Below are 16,605 nucleotides of genomic sequence, written 5' to 3'. Positions count from 1 at the left end.
GTTACTAATTATTTTAAAAAATTTACTTTTAATACTGAAATTTATTGAAACAAATATTTTTTGGGCCAACCTAAAAATATATTCCTCAAAAAAAACCTTCACAAATTTGTGAAGGTTTTTTTTAGGCTAAATTTCTTTCAAAAATTCAAAATTAGCAGATATTTGCTCTATAAAATTAAAATTTAGTTTAATGTTTTATAATTAATTTAAAATTCGTTATCCCTTTTTTATTAATAAATTTCAAGAAATAAACTCCATTTGGAAAATCCTTTGTTGAAATATCTATTTCTCGTGAAGAAATAATATAAGCATACATTTTCTGACCAGCAACATTGTATATTTCAATACTAGCACTTTCAAAACTGTTTAATTTTACTTTTATAAAATCTGAGGCAGGATTTGGATAAATTGAGATATTTTCTAAAAAAATTGTAGGCTCAACGTTTAAGGTCAAATTACAATTTGCAGAAAGCGTATTTTGATTTTCAATTATAGTACCAGTAGACAATATTTTACCAGCAAAACCGCTGTAACTGGAAGGATAGAAAGTACTTTTGAAAACAGAATTCAAGCTTGGTATTGCACCTTGAGTGGTGATTCCTGCGTTGGATACGGGATTCACATATTTCCAGATTGTATTGCCACTCGTATTTACTTCGAAGAAATTTCCTGCAGGACCATCAGAAATTAATACATTTCCATTTGATAATTGTTGCGCACCAGAAATATTTTGCGAGTACAGATTGTGAGCATTTCCAGCATTATAAATATAAGAATTAGAAGTTGGTAAATAAGGTAAAGTTGCTGTATAATTGGCACCATTTACAGGCGGATTTATGATTTCTACCGTAGAATAATTGCCGCCAGTTCTGCCATTTCCATTATTAAATATCATAATTTGATTGGCAAAAGGATTTCCCGCTTTTATCCAACCAGCATCATGCTGACCAAATAATTTTTGATTGGCCACAGTTCCATTATTGTATGCTCTAGGATTGCCCCATCTGTACAATACATCTCCACCTTTTCCAGAATTTCCACCAGAATGTGATGCTGCTTGCGCTGTAGTCGTGCTGTGATCGATAATCCAAACCTCATCAAATTCATGAGCACTTACGAGAATTTGATTCAATTCTTCATTATAATCAATTGAATTTAAATGGATCCAATCCTGATTTGTCGCACTTGCTCCAAAATTCAAATTTAATAATTGTGGATTGCTGCTTATGGTTCCAAAATTAGGTTTAGTAGTATCAAAATCTTGAATTAAATGATCCCAAACGTGCCATTCCCAAACAATGTTTCCTGTTGTAGGTCCTGTTTGTTGTATTTCAATTATTTTTTCACTCCAGATTGTTGCTGGAATCAATGAAGGATTTCGGCCTTGCGAAATGGCTTCTGTATTTGTTTTAGATTCCCAAACTATGGCTAAAATATTTCCATTTGGTAGAGCTCTTACATCATGATGCTGACATTCTAATGCGCTAGAAATGGTATAATTCCAAGTTACATTCCCGTTCCAATCTATTTTTTGAATAATTCCACCCTTTCCTCCTGCTGTGAAAGTAGTGTTGTTGCTATTTCCAGATCTTAGCAATGTTCCATCTTGTAATAAATATGCAGATAATGCAGGTCTATTAGCACTTTGCCAAGTATTTATTTGTCTTCCACACTTATCTATTAAATAACTTGTGGTGCTAGATATTGGTGAAAACAATACATATCCATCATCCAAACTTCCTGCATCTTTTTGTATCAATCCTACCGTTTGAGCATTACATACATTAACAAATAATAAAAAAAATAAATATTTCATAAATTTATACTAAGTTGATAAGAGCTTAATTATTTCTCGGAAATCCAAATCTTGGATTGTACAGAAATTCTTTATCCGTTAAAGTTTTTAAAAATGCCACCAATTCTGTGCGTTCATTATCTGAAAAATTCATGGGTTTTTGCAATTCTTTGGATAGGGATTCACTTTTATTTATGGTAGAATTGTAATGTAAAATTACTTCATTTAAATTTTTAAATCTTCCATCATGCATATATGGAAAAGTGAATTGAATATTTCGCAAAGTTGGCACTTTAAACTTATACAAGTCGAGTTTGTTTTGAGATATTCGCATTCTTCCCACATCATTTAGGGTTGTATCTACGAGCAAACCATTATTTTCATACTTTCCATTGGTAAATAATGGTTCTTTATGGCATGAAGCACAATTTGTTTTAAATAATTCATAACCAGACGCTTCCATCGCATTAAAAGCTTCTTCTCTTCTCATTACTTTGTCATATTTAGAATTAGAACTGGTGAGATTGACCACAAATTGCGAGATTGCTTTTAAGGTTAATTGTCCCGTTATTTTTTCTGTACCAAAAGCTTCTTTAAATAATTTTCTATACTTCTCAGAATTTTGAAGTTTTGCAACCACATTTTCTAAAGTTTCGTCCATTTCTACTTCACTTGTTATTGGGTGAATGTATTGTACATCAAGATTGTTGATGCCACCATCCCACATAAAAGTTTTTGCCCACGCCAAATTCATTAATGTCATAGAATTTCTGGCACCAATTTTCCCATCAATTCCATGGCTCAAATCGTGATCTACATGCGTAAAACCCGTTTGTTGAAGATGGCAACTTGCGCAGGAAATCGTATTATCTCTAGAAAGAATGGGATCATAAAATAGATTTCTACCTAGTTGAAAACCTTCTTCCGTTAAGGGATTTTTTTTAAAATCATAAACTGGTTGCGGCCAATCTTTTGGTATTTCAAAAATAATAGGCGTAAAGAATATTTTTGTGAAACTAAAAATGATAAAAAACAAAATTCCGAATATCGAAATATTCAGAAAATTAGATAATTTAAAAAATTTAAATTTTCTCATGGAATAGAAAATATTTTTGTAGAATAATCAGCTATTTTCATCGCTTCTTCTCCGGGAATCATCACAGAATTAGTTTTGCTAAGGGAAATATTCTCAAATAATTTTGAAAAATCTGCATTGATATGGATGATATTATTTTTCACCTGTCCCTTTTCAACTTTTAATTCTATGGTTCTCATTGCATAATTTGGTGCTAAATAACCACCAACATGAAGGTGAAATTTATTCTTTCTGGTATTTGCACTTTTGCTTATGCCCTCTATTTTCATATTGATAAAACCACTTTGCCAAGCCCAATACATCCCTTTGGTAGCATCTAAATCGCCACTCATCGCACCAGAAACACTCGCCAAAGAATCTACACCAATATTAAATTTTATGGCTTTTATTTCTTTTTTAGAATTTACAGGAATTTTGAATATTAAACTTTCCTTATCTGATTGATCAATTAAATGATAACTATCTTTTTCAGAAAAAACCTCATCGTTTTTATAAATAATTTGAAAGGAAGAAATATAAAATCTCAAAGTTTCAAAGGATAAAGTGTCCTTCTTTTTTGAAATATAGGTTTCGCCAAAAGCAATGTCTTTTTCATTAAATTTTAAATGAAATTCCACATCGGTATTTTGTCCAAAATAGAGATTTTGAAATATTAAAACAAAAATTAAAGTGAAGAAATTTTTCATTTAAATTTGGGGAATTTAGCGCTGGGATTTCAAAGATTTTTACGAATAAAATCAATTATTTTCTACTATTCGTCTGAGTTCTATTATCTCTTTACTTATTAATTAAAACTTTAAAACTTTCAGATTCTTTTCCTGTGGATACTTTCAAAAAATACATACCATTGTAAACATCATCTGTAACTATAGTTGCCATTGTAGTACCTTGTTTTAATGTAGAAGTTTTTATCAATTTTCCAGAAACATCAATCATTTCAATTTTGAATTCTTTTTTTGCAAAATCTGCTTGAACGGTGATGAAATCTTGTGCCGGATTTGGGAAAACTTTGATGTTAGAATTTTTTATTACAGATTCATTAGTTGCCAAAACGTATGTGGTACTCGTAGGAACAGTTGTTACTTTTGCACCCGTTTTATTACCATAAAAAGTAGGACCAACTACATACGGATAAGCCGAAGATTGATCTGCATTTACTGTTGCATAATAGCAGTAAATTCCTGCAGGATATTCTGGCGTAACAGAAAATCTTCCATTATGAACATCTAAAACTGTAGGGTCAGAAGCATTGGCAACATATACATAATCTTCTCTGAAGTATCCATTGAACAAAGTTTGGTTACCAACAACTTGATTTACTGCAGGTCCGTTTGCTCTTGTGGTGTTTGTACTCAGTTGGTAGCCAGATTTCATTCTTGCAACTCCACCAGTTCCATTAGAATTGGTATATCCGTAAGCTCCATAGATTGGAAAACCATCATAAGCAAACCCTATTAACGGGGAATGTTGAGTTGTATTTATAGTATATAATCCTTCGGAATTGTAGGTATTGCAAATTGCGGAATAAGTATTAGAAGTGGTAGAATCATACTTAAAAGCACTTGGATTTTGATGGTGATGATAATTTGTGCCTGCAGGATGTCCTTTCGCACAATCAAAACCTAATCTTTCTGCAGGTATTGCATCTCTATTCCAAGCCTGTGAAGCTCCCATACCACCAGGACATGTACTTCCACCTGGTCCACCGCAAAGTGTACCAGTATTATTATTCCAAGAAACGCCATCTCTATAATCAAAGAGCGAAACACCATTAACGAAAATTCCAATATTTCCAGCAGTTGTTGCGGTTGCAGTTCCTGTATTTTGGGTCGGATTTAAAGGTAATTTGTAGATAGCATTTTGATCTCCCGCATTATTCGGATTTCCATCTCCAGAAAAAATTCCTGTTGGGTAAGCTGGAATTCCCGTCGCATTTACGTAAACATCTGTGGCAGTGTAACGCACTTGCTGGCAATTTGCTAAAATATTATTTGTAATAGCAGTCGAATTACCAGATACAAAATAAGATCCCATTACGGTGGTATTTTGCAACCATTTAGTAATAGCAGGATTGGTTTGCGCATTCATTATAAATGAAGCAAAAACAATCAATAATAGTGATAGTTTTTTCATAAGTTATTTTTGGTAACAAAAAATATTTGCAATTTAGATGTAATAAATTGCAAATAGTTAAATTATTTTTTTAAAATCTTCACGTGGTCTTTGTTATTGATTCTAATAATATACATTCCAACAGGATAATTGGTCATATCTACACCTACTTTTTTCTCTTTTTTATACGTACTTTTAAATATACTTTGAGAAGAGGTATTGAAAATCTGAACACTTTCTATTGGGCTTTCATTATTCTCCAAGTATACAATAGAAGTTGTTGGGTTTGGATATACTTTTAAGGTAGTTTTAGAATTAGCAATTTCTGTTGTTGCCAAAGATTGGTTGTTTGCATTAAAAGTTGCTGCTTGTATTACAAAATTCCCCGTTCCGTTCGGATTTCTAGCATAACTCATATCGGTAGTTTGTGCTCCAAAAATTACATTATCTACGATAGTTCCATTTGCGTAAGATAAAATACAATTTTCTCCACTTGCAGAAAATTTAAAATCTGCATGCAAACCAGCTTGCGTAAGATCTGAATCTGCCCAAACGATTAAATATGAATGTGGTGCAATGGTAGTTCCTGTAGGAAACTGCCATTTTAGTTTGTTCGTTTGTGAATCTGACGCATACAAATTATCTAAACTCAATGTATTTGCAGTATTGTTGTATAATTCAAACCAATCATCAAATTGTCCGTCTTGATCTGGTATCAATGTATTAGAAGCCATTATTTCATTTACAACCAATTGCCCTGCAGTTATGGTAGGATAAGTAGCATTAATAGTATAAAATTCGTGCTCTGCTCTTTCTGGCGAAAATTTTCCGGCATTGGTATTTTCTGCATAAATGTAGTATTGTATAGCAACATTATTCACGGGAATAGAAGCTCCATAGACATTGTCTCCTGCTACTCCATCGTTATGTGCTCCATCATCAAACATTTGAGTTTTTACAAAAATATCGTTTTTCAAGGAGCGGTAAGCCAAGGAAACAGACGAAGTAGTTGTGTTTGTTACGTTTGCAGTTATAGAAACATTTGCGCCAACTAAAGGACTCGTTGTAGAAGGTGTAACACTTGCAATGCTTGGCTGAATATTGGTAAAATCCGACAGAGCATTTAGGTATGTTTTTCTTCCATTCATCAAAGTGCTTAAACCTGGTGCCGTATTGTTCCCTACACTTGTATCGGTAGTCAAGCCATTTGCTATATTAGATTGGTAGGAAAATTTGTTTACATCTGTAGAAACTGCTGTTGCAATTAATGCTTGTAAATTTTGAGCATCTGTTAAATAGCTTCCGCTTACAAGTACTTCATTTAAAATCGTTTTGTAATGCGCCAAATATTTCTTTTTGTAGCTAGGAATTGCTAATAATTTTTGAACCAAAGGCCAAGTAGATTCTGTGGAGTGCAAAGTATGGGAAAGTTGCTGTTTTTGAGTAGATGTAAGCGATGTACTTCCACCTCCAGGTCCACCTGGTCCGCCACCAGATGTAGTAGATCCAGTATTTCCAAAAGTTCCGAAGCACATATTCAAATCCCAAACGATAGGATTGAATTGCCCATTGTTTGATTTGTATAAATAATAATTTTGCTTAAATTGGCCAATATAACTATCTAAATTTACAAAAATATTATCAAAAGCGAGCATCCACAACGTTCTATCAATATCTAAAACGCTTTCTATGCTTGCAGTGTTTGCAGAAGTTGTAGTTGATAAAGTGTTTGTTAAATTTATTAAATCATCCCAACCTGTTGTAGATTTCAAATCATACGCAGTTTCATAGCTTGTATAGTTTGTACCTAAATATTGTAATGTTGGAAGATTTGTGGAAGTTGGACCAGCTCCTGCAGGAGGACTACAATCAAAAAATGCGTTGGTTTTTGATCCAAAACGATTGTCTACAAATTTCTTAGAAATGGATTCTACATTAGTATACAAACCTATATAAACTCCGTTCACATACAATTTTGCGTAATTTGCTAAAGGAACATCCATATAATTACCCAAAACTTTGTAGGCTAAAGCTTCGCGTACAAAAGAGGGATCAAATATTACATTACTCAATTTAATATCGGTATAACCTTGGTAATTTTGATCTACATACTGATCTAATTCTAAATGCCAAGGATTTTTTACTTGATTAGCGTCGTAAGAACTATTTCCCTTGTATTTTGCACCAACATTTGGGAAAACCGTACCATTGATAGCTACAGATTGTGCAGAAATATAAGCATCTGAAGGCTCTGCAGCATCCAATAGTGCATCCCAATTGCTTTGCGCAAAGGTAATTTCTATAGTTTGGATGGTGTTTAAATCGTAAAAAGATTGCCCGAAAGAAAACGAACTAATAAAGATGAGTGAAGCGAGGAGTTTTTTCATATACATTGAATTGGTAGCTGATATTTATTAATATTTTTTTCTGCCTATTTTGTTTAGACAGCTATAAATTAAAAATCCCTTGTTTTGTTTAGTTATATTTTAAAAATTTATCTTCTTGGTGCATTTCCGCGTTCTCCTCCGTTTTGTGGTCCGCGACCTGATGGTTTCGGCATTTTTTCTAATTCTGCAAGAGTGATAAAACCATCTTCATTGCTATCTATTTTTGCAAAGTCATTGGCAAGAGGACCTTTTGCTTCATCTTTAGAGATTTTAGAATCTCCATCAGCGTCCAATTGCTTCAAAATATCTGCAGGATTTGGTTCTCCATTTCGGCGGGTACTTTCTGAAATTCTTCCTGTGTTTTCTGCACTATTTTGCGAATTGCAAGAAAATAATAATACTGTAAAGAGAATTGTAAGTGTTAAATTTTTCATTTTTAAATTATTTTATTTTAAAGTATAATTGGTGTTTTATTTACCGTAAAAGAATCAAAAGAGTTTTACTTTATTTGAATTTTGTAGTTGGAAATTGTGCTTTTTACAGCTTGTAAAAGCTTTCTCCGCTATGACAGAGTTTATTTTTTTTCAATTAAATAAACTTCTGAATCAAGGCGAAACTTTGACGCCCAATTTGAAAAGCATTTAATTTGAATCATCAAAACTCATTCTTCATTTTGGGAACGGACGGCATAAACAAGAGTAAATCGAAGGCTTTAATCGAATCTTACAAACGAAATTCATGCTGCCCAAATAATTACTATTTTCGTCCTAAAGTTCTTTTTTTAGAGTTTTAATATCTTCTACTAATTCTTTCACAGAAGTTTTATTCATACCATTGTAAATTCCGCGGATATGTCTGTTTTTATCTATGAGTACATAGTTTTCTGTATGTAAGAAATCTAAATCTGTCTTCTTTTCCCCCAAAGTTTCTTCTACGAAATAAGATTTTCTGCCCAGATTATAGATCTGCTTTTTATCTCCCGTGAGCAAATGCCAATTGGGTGACGTGATGCCTTTCGTTTTGGCGTACTCTTTCAAAACGGGAACGGTATCTGCTTCTGGCGTTACGGAATGCGACAGTATGGCAACTCCATCATCCTTAGAAAATTCTGAATCTATCAATTTCATATTTGCAGCCATAGTTGGACAAATTCCTGTGCATTTTGCAAAGAAAAAATCTACAATCACAATTTTATTTAGAAGGGTTTTTTGGGTGATAGAATCTCCATTTTGGTCTATTAAACTGAAATCTGGGATTTTATGAAAATCCTTCAAACTATCGCTATTTTGTGCAAACCAATGTGGCGTGAAAGAGGCTTCGCTGTAGTAAGGTAAATTCTCTACTCTGCTCTTATTATCCGATTTTTTGCAAGATGCCAAACTTAAGATAAGTAGGATAATTGCTGTATTTTTAATATTGTACTTTTTCATCTTCTAATTGTAAACATAATGTAGCTCTCTTTAAACCGAATATTCTTCCGTTTTTTGCCTGATAATTATTGTAAATTTTACCATTTTCCCGCCATGCTTTTTGCATACCGTCTTGCAGACCATTGGTAAAGTTCATTACTTTGAATATTTTTCCACTTTGGTAATATTGCTTTTGTTCGCCTTCTACCACTTCATTTCTATAGAAAGATTCAGAGCGCAGATTTCCATTTCCCCACCAAGATTTCGCAATTCCGTCTAGATTTCCATCTTTGTAATTGGCTTCATAACTTATTTTTCCATTGCCGAAAAATTTTTGATAAAGACCTTCTTTTCTGCCATCTCTAAATGTTGCAATTTCTGCATTGTGTAGATTTTCATATCGCAGCACAGATTTACCCGTAAAAAGTTCTTTTCTGTAATAGGTGTAATCTCCAATTGGTTGCAGCACCAAATCACTTTTAGCAACCATCAATTCTTCGGATTTTCCACAAGAAATGATGATTAACAAAAAGAGAAAAAATATTTTATTGTATCGCATTTGGCGTTCCTTGATAATTTCCTGGGAATAAAATGTAGTATTGATTTAAAAATAAATCACTCTGTATGTGGTAATGGTAAACTGGGGTTGTAGAATATTGTGTAGTTGTTGTATGACCACCAGATGCGTCTAATGCAGTAGCTTGCGCGCCTGTTGAATTACATTTTCTACCGTAAAGAAAAAATCCATCAGACATTATGCCTATCAGTTTATCATCATTGTTAGACCATGCTTTTGTTTCTAAATGGTAATGATAACTTTGCGGACCAGTATGCGCTCCTGTGTAATCCAAAGAAGAAACCGCATTATTTAAGGCAATTCCAGGACCTTCTTCATCATTATAAATCATCGCACCACTAATTGCTATTCCGATTGCGCCTAAACCTGTGGAAGAACTAGAAGTCGCTTTTGTAGGACTTGCATTAACCGTTAAAGTATAAGAACCATTAAAATTATCAATGTTTCCAGGTGCCATTTGTGCATAGTTATTATTTAAAGGTGCAACAAATAGTGGGTGATTAACCGAAGCAGCGGGTGTTGGTATTCCATCTAGAGTTCTGGCTGTTGTATTGCTCCAATATGGCGAAGTATGATTTGGTCTTCCATTTGAAACGATTTTCACTTTGCTTCCCGTTAAGGTAACGGTTACATTTGCTGCATCAAAAGCCGCAAATGCTGGGCTTAATGTTCCAGTTCCAGTGTCAATTTCTTCTGCACTATCTGTACTGCTACTTCTGCAAGAACTTGCAAGAAAAAGAGAGAATGTAATTGCTCCTAAAAAAAGCATTTTTGAATTTTTCATAACTAAAGAATTTTTTCGATTTCTCTTTAGACAATCACTTTTTAAAAATCCCTCGCTTTATTTAAAAAAAAATTCAATTAATAATAATATTCACAGCTTTATTTTTAAAATCTTGATAATATTGTATTTGATCTTTGTTTAAAATAGATTTAACTTCCTCAAAATGAGTATTGGTAAACTTAATTTTTTCTACTTCTAAGGCACAAATTTCATTTAAAAATTTTTTGTTGGAAGTAGCAAAATATTCTTCTGTTAACTTCTTTTGGTGATTTTGAATTTCTACCATTTTGTGTTGATGCGCTTTCGCAATGTTATCAAAATTACCTTCCTGATCCTTATTTAGATGAAGAATTTCGGTAGCATTAAATTTTGCACCTTCACCTCTTGGCGGACCGTGCAGAAAAAAAGGAATTGCTAATTGTACTAAATTTAAGATTAGCAGTGCGACTATAGCAATTAAATATAATCTCGTTTTTTTCATTTGGAGTTTTCTAATTTTAATTATTAAATGTAATGGGCAAACATTTTTCGTTTATTACATTCGAGTATGAAATCTGTGGTTTCATTATAAATTTTGGTATAAATTATAATTAGACAGCACATTATCTGTATTATTTATCGTCAATTTTTCACTACTATCATTGTCAGTAGAAACCGAGAGTATATTCAATCCTATCAGCAACGACGCAGCAATTGCTATCCATTTCAATTTATTAATAGGAACAATATCTGTTTCTTCGTCGATTTTCTCCATGATGGATTCAAACAAAAAATCTGGTGCTTTGGCACTTTCTATATTATTGGCAGACTGCCAAATATCTTCTGCAAATTGATCTGTTTTTTTCATTTTCTTTCGCATTATATTCTTTAGACACTATTTTTATAAAATTCCTTCGGGATAATCTGAATTTATTTTCTTTCTTAAATTTTCTTTTGCTCTTTGCAACAACCCTTCTACAGATTTTAAGGAAATTTCCATCACATCTGCTACTTCTTGCCTAGGCAAATCTTCTACCAAACTCAATATAAATGCTGTTTTCTGATTCTCTGGCAATTGATAAATAAAATCGAATAAAATTTTAGATTTTTCTTTATTTTCCAATAAAATTCCAGGATGGACAAAGTCGCTTTGAGAATCTAGGATTTTATCATCAAAATTAAAAAAAGAAAAATTTTTCTTTTTAATAGCGTTTAATGATGTGTTGACGGTAATTCTGTAAATCCACGTTCCTACTTTGGAAGTTCCTTGAAAACTATCTGCCTTCTTGAAAATTTTTAGAAATACATCTTGAGTTATTTCTTCTGCCTGTTCTCGATTTTGCGCATAACTAATCGCTGTATTATAGACTTTATCTTTATACAAGTTATAAATAGTTTGAAAAGCGAGTTTGTCGCCTTGCACTATTTTCGAAAGTAGGGCTTCTTCTATAAGTTTTCGGTTTATGGGTTTTGAATAAATTTGCTCTTTACTTTTTTTATCATCAATGAATTACTTAAATATTATTCAAAAATAGAGAATATTTAGTAGAAAATATACTAAAAAAATAATAGAATTGCCTTTAAACTAAAAAAAATACAATTAGAATTTATCGTTTTTTATTTTTAAAAAATAAATATACCAATGCAAACAATATTGCCAAAGCAATAAAACAAAAGAAAATTTGTGTACGATTAATTTTTAACTCTTGTTTCGTAATTCTTTGCCAAACCCCATCTTTAAATACTAAATTGAGCTGATAACCAACATCTTTGTTTATTTCAAAATTTCTGTTTTCTAATAAATCTTTTATGCTGAAAATAATAATAGATTGATTACTATGAATATCCTTAAAAATCTCGTTTTTTATGAAAATTGAAGTTGGGATTTTTGGGAAATTCTGTACTTCCGCAACGATTTTGGTTTCGTGACCAAGAATAACGAGTAGATTGATCAATTTTAATTCTGAACCATCAATTTTAATTTTAAAATTTTTCTGAACGTGCTTTTCTACTAATTCTTGAAATTCTTCTGGCGTGGCGTAGGAATTTTCTTTATTGTTATAATTAATTTCACTTTGAAAGGCTGTTAATGAACTGGTAATCTGTACAATTGTTTTTCCATCACCTGTTTTAGAAAAAATAATGCTCGCTATATCTATCTGGTGCGCAGATGAAAAACCACTGAATAAAACACCAAAGAATATCCAAAAAAATTTCATTTTTTTAGTAACTTTAGTTCGCATATTCACCACGTAAACCATTAATAAAATTATTATTTCCCGCTTTATCTACGTGATAATGATAACCTCGTATTGCATCATAATGTCCACGAGAAGCATCTAAATCTGCATATTCTTTTCCATTTGAGTCTTTATTTTCAAAAATTCCATAACCATCCATTGCGTAACCAATCATTGACGCGTGACCATCTTTTTGGGAAATTTTTGTAGAAACTCCAGTTGCAGCGTGGTAATGATAACCTGCAGCAAGATTAATGTGTCCACCCGCATCATCAAAAGGCGCTAAAGTATAGGCTTCCAAAATTCTATCTGTGGGAGCAGGAGCATCAAATACAACTCCATTAAAAGCTAGACCACGAGAAGAAGGCATGCTGTTTTGTGAATTGTGTCCATCTTCTGGTCTTCCACCTTCTGGTGGTGGTCCATTTGGTCTCGGTCCATTTGGTCTCGGTCCATTTGGTCCTCCTCCACCAGGTCTACCTCCAAAATTACCAAACGAATAGGCTTTAACTGCTTTTTTCGGTGAAACTGGAATGTAATAGGTGTGCGTTAAAGTAGAAACGTAGGAAGGCAAACATTCCACACAAAAATTTTTGTATTGCGGACCTACATTTGGATTGGCAGCTTCTTCACATTCTTTTTTGCTGGATGTTTTGGTTATTTTCCCAGTAGTTTTATCGTACATCATCCAACTGCTATCTTTATAAAATGTAGCTAAATTTTTCACAAAATCTCCGTCTACATCATAGACTTTACCTCCTTCCATCCAGATTCCTCCTTTAGAAGCATCATCAGAAATATTTGTAGGACACCATGGTCCCATTTGATGATCTACGGGAATAGATTTTACCACAATTTTGTAGCAATCTGCAGTAGATCCGTCTGATAAAGTTCTGGAAACAATGGTAATCGGACTAGCTAATCCGCCTTGTAGAAACAAAGATTTGTCTACAGAAATTTCTACATCATCTTTTGTTATTTTACTTTTCTGATTGTTCGAACATGAATTTATATTTAAAAATGCAAAGAGAATTGCGGTGCTAAAAATTGAGAATTTTAGATTTTTCATGTACTTTAAAAATTTTGTAATATATTTGATTTGAGCAATTATTTATTTAGACATCGTTTTTATAAAAATCCTTTGGTTTTATAATAAATTTTTGAATAAAAAAAAACGCACAATTTTGCGCGTCTTTAATTTTTTAGAATGAATGATGATTATTTCATTTTGCTCATATCGTCATTTACCTTTTTAATTTCTTTCAATTTATCTATAATTTTAGAAATTTCTGCTGGATTTGCGACCATAATTGGAACGGCAACTTTCGTTTTGTCCCAGTTAAATGTCATCATCACTTTTTCTTCAGATAGATTTTCAAAATCAATTTTAAACCATTCTTGCATTTCCATAGATTTCATTACTGGAACCATAGTAGAAGCTACATTCTTTTTTTCGTCGTAAGCGTATGCTCCCCATCCATCTGCATCTGAATTTAAAATAATTTCCCATTCGTTGCTTTTTGGTATGATAAAAAGTCCATAAGTTCCTTTTTTTACGATTTTTCCTCCGAACACGAAATCTTGGCCGAAACTTACTTTTGTAGTTCCATTTGCACCAGCTCTCCAAACTTTGTCAAAAGGTACTAATCCTCCAAAAATAGATCTGCCTTTCACAGCTGGTCTCCCATATTCTACGGTAATATTAGAAATTGAAAGTTGTTGCATTACCGTTTGTTTAGGACTTGCCGCAGGTAGATTGTAATTTTGTGCTGATAAAAGCATTCCAAAACTCATCATGCATGCTATTGCTAATTTTTTCATAAAATATTTAATTTTTTTAAAGATAATGTTTTCAAGATAAAATTTCATCTTAAAATTTAATTTGTTTAATAATTTTGATAGAATCAACCGTGATAAACCCTTGAAAATATAATTTTCCCATTCGAAAATTCTAAAACCTCCCCTATTATCATGTCATTTTCTCCATCTACTTTTCTTCTATATTCCATGAAAACTTGCTCAGAGTCTGCTGTTAATTTTTGCACTTCATATCGCAAACTTGGTAATCTTTGAAAACAATCTGCCCACCAAAATCGCAAAGCTTCTTTTCCTTTTATCAAACCATTAGTTTCAGGTTCTCTTATTTTTAATTTCGGACTGTAATGTGCTGCATTTTCATCGTATAAAGCGAGTAAATCTTCAAGATTTTGCTCATTAAATGCTTTAAACCAAAGTGTTGCAATATTTTTTAAATCTTCTGAAATCATTTTTTTTGAATTAAATTTTTATAAAAGTACAGCTTTTTCTAATGCCAAAAGTTTTTGTTTATTTTCAACACCACCGCTATAACCAGAAAGAAAACCATCATTTCTAATCACTCTATGGCAAGGAATTACAATACAAATAGGATTTTTTGAATTTGCCATAGCTACTGCTCTTGCTTTTTTTGCATCTCCCATATGTTCTGCTTGTTTTTTATAAGACCAAGTTTCTCCAAAAGGGATTTTAGAAAGCGATTGCCACACAGATTTTTGGAAATCGGTACCATTTAAAAATAAGGAAACAGAAAAATGCTTTAAATTCCCTTCGTTATAGAGAGTCATTTCTTTTTTTAAAATAGATATATGCATATTTTCCCTAAAAATTATTTTTGAACTTAGTTTTTTCGCAAAGTCCAATACTTTTAGAAGTAATTTTTTTTCTGTAGCAAATTTAATCATAGCAATACCTTCTTCATTTGCCATTACCAGCAACTCGCCCATTTTTGTATCCAGTATTTCTATAGATAGTATTTTTTCTTCGTAATGAGCAGAAGTTTCTAATGTGGCATTAAATGCAGTAATTCCATTAAATAATGATTCTTTACTTTCTGATTTTGAAAAATTCATTTTTTGAAAAATTTATTTAAAATTACAACAATTTGGAAAATTAATGATAAAATTTCTATTTTTGAATTAAAATAGAACGAAATGCGAGATATTCCTAAAAGTGAGATTTCTAAAAAAGCTAAAGAAATACATCATACATTACGAACGATTACAGATTTAATTCCCGATGACAATGAATATTTGAAAGACGTAAAGTCTCATATTCTTGAAAATATTATGATATTGCAAGCAAAGCTTTATAGCGCTGAAAGAATGAAACTTTGGGATTTGAAAATGGAAAATGCTGCCATCATCAGGAAAAATGCTAGAGAATTGATGGTGCAATACCATAGTTTGAAAATGTTTGGCTTTGAAGACGTAAAATATTACAAAATGGTTCGTGAACAGTTAGAAGAATTTCGATTATTATTCAGAGATTGGGTTTCAACTTTTAACCCTAAACATTTCATAGTAGATGAATGGGGACTTTTCAATCCACCAGGAATAGATCAAGACTACGAGCAAAGAGATGATGAACTCAACTTTTTAAATGAAGATGAAGATGAGTTCTAATCAAAAAAAAATCACTTAAACCTAAGTTTAAGTGATTCGTTAATTTTGATAAAAATTCTAAATTAAGGCATCAAAACAGTATCAATTACATGAATTACACCGTTTGATTGGTTTACATCTGCAATGGTAACTTTCGCTTTGTTACCTTTCATATCAGATACGTAAACATCTTTTCCATTCATCCAAAATGTTAATTCTTCACCTTGAACGGTTTTTGCCATGTATTTTCCACCATTTGCCTGGATCATTTTTACAAGATCTTTAGAAGATATTTTTCCTGCTACTACATGGTAAGTTAGTATAGAGGTCAATAAATCTTTGTTTTCAGGTTTTAGCACGGTTTCTATCGTTCCTTCTGGCAATTTTTCGAATGCTGCATTTGTGGGTGCAAAAACGGTGAAAGGCCCTTCACTTTGCAAAGTTTCTACCAAACCTGCAGCTTTTACAGCGGCAACCAATGTGGTATGATCTTTAGAGTTTACTGCATTTTCTACAATGTTTTTAGAAGGATACATTGCTGCACCACCAACCATTACGGTTTTTTCTTTCATTGCCATTTTTTGCGCGTTTGCATTGTTCCCGATTGCAAAAATCATTGTTAAGGCTAAAGCTGCTGTTGATAATTTTACTAAATTCATAATTAAATATTTAAGGTTTATAATTTTCTGTTACCCTTCCATATTCGAGAATGAATTGCAAATAGTTTTTGTAGTATGGAAATTTTATAAAGATTACAATTTATTATGAATACCTACTACTTTTAAAGGATAAATTAAGCTTTTTCGA

19 protein-coding genes are annotated in these 16,605 nt (G+C 32.2%); 1 reads left to right on the top strand and 18 read right to left on the bottom strand.

Annotated features, from left to right (window positions below; translation table 11 throughout):
* Window positions 1-187: 187 nt before the first annotated feature.
* From HNQ03_RS05760 to HNQ03_RS05680, 17 genes are all read right to left on the bottom strand, one after another.
* Window positions 188-1,816 (bottom strand): aryl-sulfate sulfotransferase, encoded by a 1,629-nt coding sequence (locus HNQ03_RS05760; RefSeq protein WP_173778717.1) that lies wholly within the window; start codon window positions 1,814-1,816, stop codon window positions 188-190.
* A 25-nt stretch (window positions 1,817-1,841) separates the two neighbouring features.
* The gene (locus tag HNQ03_RS05755) at window positions 1,842-2,891 is read right to left on the bottom strand and encodes a cytochrome-c peroxidase (protein ID WP_173778716.1); all 1,050 of its coding nucleotides are present in this window, start codon (window positions 2,889-2,891) and stop codon (window positions 1,842-1,844) included.
* Complete coding sequence (locus tag HNQ03_RS05750; RefSeq protein WP_173778715.1) at window positions 2,888-3,577, bottom strand: MbnP family protein; 690 nt, start codon at window positions 3,575-3,577, stop codon at window positions 2,888-2,890. The genes HNQ03_RS05755 and HNQ03_RS05750 overlap by 4 nt, the downstream gene beginning before the upstream one ends.
* A 91-nt stretch (window positions 3,578-3,668) precedes the next feature.
* On the bottom strand, window positions 3,669-5,024 hold the full coding sequence (locus HNQ03_RS05745) for a YHYH protein (RefSeq protein WP_173778714.1): 1,356 nt from the start codon (window positions 5,022-5,024) through the stop codon (window positions 3,669-3,671).
* Window positions 5,025-5,086: 62 nt separating this feature from the next.
* On the bottom strand, window positions 5,087-7,390 hold the full coding sequence (locus tag HNQ03_RS05740) for a CotH kinase family protein (protein ID WP_173778713.1): 2,304 nt from the start codon (window positions 7,388-7,390) through the stop codon (window positions 5,087-5,089).
* A 107-nt stretch (window positions 7,391-7,497) separates the two neighbouring features.
* Window positions 7,498-7,824, bottom strand: coding sequence for a CREC-EF hand family protein (locus HNQ03_RS05735; RefSeq protein WP_173778712.1), 327 nt, complete (start codon window positions 7,822-7,824; stop codon window positions 7,498-7,500).
* Between the two features lie 333 nt (window positions 7,825-8,157).
* Window positions 8,158-8,820 carry an SCO family protein gene (locus HNQ03_RS05730; RefSeq protein ID WP_173778711.1) on the bottom strand — a complete coding sequence of 221 codons (663 nt, stop codon included), beginning with the start codon at window positions 8,818-8,820 and terminating at the stop codon, window positions 8,158-8,160.
* Window positions 8,801-9,358: a toxin-antitoxin system YwqK family antitoxin gene (locus HNQ03_RS05725; protein WP_226927436.1), complete on the bottom strand. Its 558-nt coding sequence runs from the start codon at window positions 9,356-9,358 to the stop codon at window positions 8,801-8,803. The genes HNQ03_RS05730 and HNQ03_RS05725 overlap by 20 nt, the downstream gene beginning before the upstream one ends.
* A complete protein-coding gene (locus tag HNQ03_RS05720; protein ID WP_226927435.1) occupies window positions 9,345-10,160 on the bottom strand; it encodes a YHYH protein in 816 nt (271 codons plus the stop codon). Before HNQ03_RS05720 ends, HNQ03_RS05725 begins: the two co-directional genes overlap by 14 nt.
* A 73-nt stretch (window positions 10,161-10,233) precedes the next feature.
* On the bottom strand, window positions 10,234-10,641 hold the full coding sequence (locus tag HNQ03_RS05715) for a hypothetical protein (RefSeq protein WP_173778710.1): 408 nt from the start codon (window positions 10,639-10,641) through the stop codon (window positions 10,234-10,236).
* Window positions 10,642-10,725: 84 nt separating this feature from the next.
* Entirely contained in the window at window positions 10,726-11,007 is a 282-nt protein-coding gene (locus HNQ03_RS05710; protein WP_173778709.1) for a hypothetical protein, read from the bottom strand.
* A gap of 33 nt (window positions 11,008-11,040) precedes the next feature.
* Window positions 11,041-11,562: an RNA polymerase sigma factor gene (locus tag HNQ03_RS05705; RefSeq protein WP_317170346.1), complete on the bottom strand. Its 522-nt coding sequence runs from the start codon at window positions 11,560-11,562 to the stop codon at window positions 11,041-11,043.
* A 184-nt stretch (window positions 11,563-11,746) separates the two neighbouring features.
* Entirely contained in the window at window positions 11,747-12,358 is a 612-nt protein-coding gene (locus tag HNQ03_RS05700; RefSeq protein WP_173778708.1) for a DUF6702 family protein, read from the bottom strand.
* A gap of 13 nt (window positions 12,359-12,371) precedes the next feature.
* Window positions 12,372-13,448 carry a YHYH protein gene (locus tag HNQ03_RS05695; protein WP_173778707.1) on the bottom strand — a complete coding sequence of 359 codons (1,077 nt, stop codon included), beginning with the start codon at window positions 13,446-13,448 and terminating at the stop codon, window positions 12,372-12,374.
* 149 nt (window positions 13,449-13,597) lie between these two features.
* On the bottom strand, window positions 13,598-14,200 hold the full coding sequence (locus tag HNQ03_RS05690) for a DUF2911 domain-containing protein (RefSeq protein ID WP_173778706.1): 603 nt from the start codon (window positions 14,198-14,200) through the stop codon (window positions 13,598-13,600).
* Between the two features lie 83 nt (window positions 14,201-14,283).
* A complete protein-coding gene (locus tag HNQ03_RS05685) occupies window positions 14,284-14,646 on the bottom strand; it encodes a nuclear transport factor 2 family protein (protein ID WP_173778705.1) in 363 nt (120 codons plus the stop codon).
* Between the two features lie 18 nt (window positions 14,647-14,664).
* Window positions 14,665-15,267, bottom strand: coding sequence for a methylated-DNA--[protein]-cysteine S-methyltransferase (locus tag HNQ03_RS05680; protein ID WP_173778704.1), 603 nt, complete (start codon window positions 15,265-15,267; stop codon window positions 14,665-14,667).
* Window positions 15,268-15,348: 81 nt separating this feature from the next.
* Between HNQ03_RS05680 and HNQ03_RS05675 the strand changes: the two genes are divergently transcribed.
* Window positions 15,349-15,819: a hypothetical protein gene (locus HNQ03_RS05675; RefSeq protein WP_173778703.1), complete on the top strand. Its 471-nt coding sequence runs from the start codon at window positions 15,349-15,351 to the stop codon at window positions 15,817-15,819.
* Window positions 15,820-15,881: 62 nt separating this feature from the next.
* Here HNQ03_RS05675 and HNQ03_RS05670 read toward each other — a convergent pair whose 3' ends face one another.
* Window positions 15,882-16,457, bottom strand: a complete 576-nt coding sequence (locus HNQ03_RS05670) for a fasciclin domain-containing protein (RefSeq protein ID WP_173778702.1) — start codon at window positions 16,455-16,457, stop codon at window positions 15,882-15,884.
* Between the last annotated feature and the right edge of the window lie 148 nt (window positions 16,458-16,605).

Origin of the sequence: Frigoriflavimonas asaccharolytica, from assembly GCF_013294015.1 — a bacterium.
Classification (GTDB): Bacteria; Bacteroidota; Bacteroidia; order Flavobacteriales; family Weeksellaceae; genus Frigoriflavimonas; species Frigoriflavimonas asaccharolytica.
This window is presented reverse-complemented; position numbering and strand designations above follow the sequence as displayed.